The organism is Trichlorobacter sp., assembly GCF_034008105.1.
In the GTDB taxonomy this organism is placed as follows: Bacteria; Desulfobacterota; Desulfuromonadia; order Geobacterales; family Pseudopelobacteraceae; genus Trichlorobacter.
Genome location: NZ_JAVEPN010000037.1, coordinates 1 through 3,315 on the forward strand (window position 1 = coordinate 1; position 3,315 = coordinate 3,315).

The 3,315-nt window shown below is 62.4% G+C and carries 3 protein-coding genes; all 3 read left to right on the forward strand.

What is annotated here, in order from left to right; all coding sequences use genetic code 11:
- The first annotated feature begins 169 nt into the window (after positions 1-169).
- Positions 170-1,528 (forward strand): deoxyribodipyrimidine photo-lyase, encoded by a 1,359-nt coding sequence (gene phrB, locus RBQ93_RS12355; protein WP_320372424.1) that lies wholly within the window; start codon positions 170-172, stop codon positions 1,526-1,528.
- Positions 1,529-1,552: 24 nt separating this feature from the next.
- Positions 1,553-3,025 carry a potassium/proton antiporter gene (locus RBQ93_RS12360; protein ID WP_320372425.1) on the forward strand — a complete coding sequence of 491 codons (1,473 nt, stop codon included), beginning with the start codon at positions 1,553-1,555 and terminating at the stop codon, positions 3,023-3,025.
- Positions 3,026-3,097: 72 nt separating this feature from the next.
- Positions 3,098-3,315, forward strand: a 218-nt coding sequence (locus RBQ93_RS12365; protein ID WP_320372426.1) for a cation:proton antiporter, incomplete at its 3' end; no start/stop codon positions are given.

A 3,315-nucleotide genomic window follows, 5' to 3' on the forward strand; every position in this document is an offset into this window, starting at 1 on the left:
CGCCGGTGGGGGACGAGTTTCTCTGGCAGGTGGAGCTGTTCCGGGCCCGCACCAACCTGAGCATCGCCTCGTTCCTGATCCGGGTCGGCATGGGGGAGAGCGAGGACCTGTGGCGGGTGTTGGTGGAGGCGGAGCAGAGTCTGAGCCAGATCTGAGCGAGGAGTGGTTGATGATTGATGCACGCCGCAGCCATGCCCTGAACGATCGTCGGACCGGCAACGGCCCGCTGCTGTACTGGATGAGCCGTGAGCAGCGGGTGGCGGACAACTGGGGATTATACTACGCCCAGCAACTGGCCTTGCAACGCAAGGTGCCACTGCTGGTGGCCTTTACCCTGGCCGACGGTTTTCTGGGCGCCAGCCTGCGGCAGTACGGCTTCATGCTGCGGGGACTGGAACAGGTGCGTCAACGGCTGGCGGAGCTGGCGATACCGCTGCTGGTGCTGCGGGGTGACCCGCCAACCGAACTGCTGCGCTTCGTTACCCAGACCGGGGTCGGCACGGTGGTCTGCGACTTTGACCCGCTGCGGATCAAGCGCCACTGGTTCGAAACTGCCGCCGCAGCAGCGTCGATACCGATCATCGAGGTGGACGGCCACAACATCGTGCCCTGCCGGCTGGCCTCCCCCAAGCGGGAGTTCGGGGCCTACACCCTGCGGCCCAAGCTGAAGCGGCTGCTGCCGGAGTTTCTGGCCGAGATCCCCCAGCTTCAGCCCCATCCGTTCCCCTGGCAGCAGTCCGTCGAGCCGTTCAGTGCCGAGGCGCTGCTGGAGAGCCTGGCGCTGGACCGCAGTGTGGCCGAGCAGAACGACATACCACCGGGCGAGGTGGCCGCTGCCGAGGCCCTGGCCGCATTTCTGGAGGGCGGTTTGCAGCGCTACGGCCAGCAGGCCAACGATCCGTTGGCCGATGCCCAGTCGGGGCTGTCCCCCTGGCTGCACTTCGGCCAGCTGGCCCCGCAACGGGTGGCGCTGCAGGTGGCACGTTGCGGCGGGATGGCGGCGGAGCCGTTTCTGGAACAGCTGATCGTGCGGCGGGAACTGTCCGACAACTTCTGCCTGCACTGCCCGGATTACGACCGGCTGGACTGCGCCCCGGACTGGGCCCGCAGCACCCTGGAACAGCACCGTCATGACCCGCGCAGCTACTGCTATCCGCTGGAGCAGTTTGAACAGGCCGCCACCCACGACCCGCTCTGGAACGCCGCCCAGCGTCAGTTGGTGGTAAGCGGCACGATCCACGGCTACCTGCGGATGTATTGGGCCAAAAAGATGCTGGAATGGACCGCCTCCCCGGAAGAGGCCTTTGCCATTGCAGTACAGCTGAACGACCGCTACGCCCTGGATGGCCGCGACCCCAACGGCTACACCGGCATCGCCTGGTCCCTGGGCGGGGTCCATGATCGGGCCTGGGGTCGCCGCCCGGTCTTCGGCAGCATCAGATTTATGAGCGCCGAGGGTTGCAAGCGCAAGTTCGATGTGGCAGGCTACGTCAAGCGCTGGGGACGCGATTGTGATGACCAGCGGTGATCTACGAGGGACCAAGGAGGGCAGATGATACCGTTTGAACTGCTGATGCTGGGCTGCGCCATACTGCTGTTGCTAGGTATTCTGGCCAGTAAGCTTTCCAGCCGGCTCGGTATCCCTGCCATGGTGCTGTTTCTGGTGGTCGGCATGCTGGCTGGTTCCGAGGGGGCCGGCGGCATTCATTTCGATAATCCGCTTATGGTGCAGTCATTTGGCGTGCTGGCATTGGCCTATATCCTGTTTGCCGGCGGGCTGGATACCTCGTGGCGTTCGGTCTCACCGGTGCTGCGCGAGGGGATGCTGCTCTCCACCATCGGCGTCGGGCTGACCGCCCTGCTGGTGGGCTGGTTTGTACATCTGGTACTGGGCTTTTCCTGGTACGAGGGGTTGTTGCTGGGAGCGATCGTCTCATCCACCGATGCTGCTGCGGTGTTTGCGGTGCTGCGCTCGCGTAACGTGAATCTTAAAGGACAGCTGAAACCTTTGCTGGAGTTGGAATCGGGCAGTAATGACCCGATGGCGGTCTTTCTGACCATCGGCCTGATCTCGCTGATCACCAGCCCGTCGTCGGGCCTGCTCAGTCTGGCGCCGTTGCTGATCTGGCAGATGGGGGTGGGGGCGGTGGCCGGCTACCTGCTGGGCAGGGGCGCCGTGCTGGTGGTGAACCGGCTACAACTGGAGTATGAAGGGCTCTATTCGGTGCTGACCTTGAGTCTGGTGCCGCTGATCTACGGGTTGGTGACGCTGGCCAAGGGCAACGGCTTTATGGCGGTGTACGTGGCCGGTATCCTGATGGGCAACAGCGCCTTTGTACAGAAAAAGACCCTGCTCCGTTTCCACGATGGTCTGGCCTGGCTGATGCAGATCGCTATGTTCCTGGTGCTGGGACTACAGGTCTTCCCATCGCATCTGGTGCCGGTAATCGGCATCGGTCTGGTGGTGGCGGCCTTCCTGATGCTGGTGGCCCGACCGCTGAGCGTGATGCTGGCCCTGTCGTTTTCACCGCTTTCACTGCGTGACAAGGGTCTTATCTCCTGGGTCGGGCTGCGGGGGGCCGCACCGATCGTGCTGGCCACCTTTCCGCTACTGGCCGGGGTTCACAATGCGGAGATGATCTTTAATCTGGTCTTTTTTATTGTGCTGACCTCGGCTCTGTTGCAGGGCTCGACGATTCCGGTGGTGGCACGCTGGCTGGGGCTTGAGGCGGTGTCGGCTGCGGGGCAGGCGGCCGTAAAGCATGAGAGTGACTCGATGTTCGATAGCGAGCTGTCGGTGGTGACCGTCAACGCCAATTCGGTCCTGGCAGGCCGTCAGATTGTGGATCTCTGTCTGCCGCCGGGGGTGCTGATCGTCTATATACAGCGTGGCGATGGTCATCTGGTGCCGAACGGCAACACGGTCGTTATGGCTGGTGATCGCCTGCATCTGCTGGCCGATGGGGTTTCCCTGGCTACTATCGATCAGGAGATGGAGAACTGCCCTGCAGCGACCAAATCTTAACGGCGCTGCCTGGTGCTTCTTTCTGTAACGCAGGATTGTATCTGACTAACCTTTACTTCTGAGGAGAACGGCATGCCGTATGATGCGCTGCGTGACATAGAGATCCTGTTCGGTCTGGCACTGGTGACGGTAATCATCTTCCGACGCTTGATGTTTCCCTCGATCATCGGTTTTTTGGTGACCGGTGTCCTGGCCGGACCCTATGTGCTGGGACTGATCAAGGACACCCATCAGGTTGAGCAGATGGCCGAGATCGGCGTGGTGCTGCTCTTGTTCACCATCGGTATTGA

What these genes read in the sequence shown, in the direction of transcription:
- phrB (WP_320372424.1), top strand. Translation starts at nt 170, where the DNA reads ATGATTGATGCACGCCGCAGCCATGCCCTGAACGATCGTCGGACCGGC.
- RBQ93_RS12360 (WP_320372425.1), top strand. Translation starts at nt 1,553, where the DNA reads ATGATACCGTTTGAACTGCTGATGCTGGGCTGCGCCATACTGCTGTTG.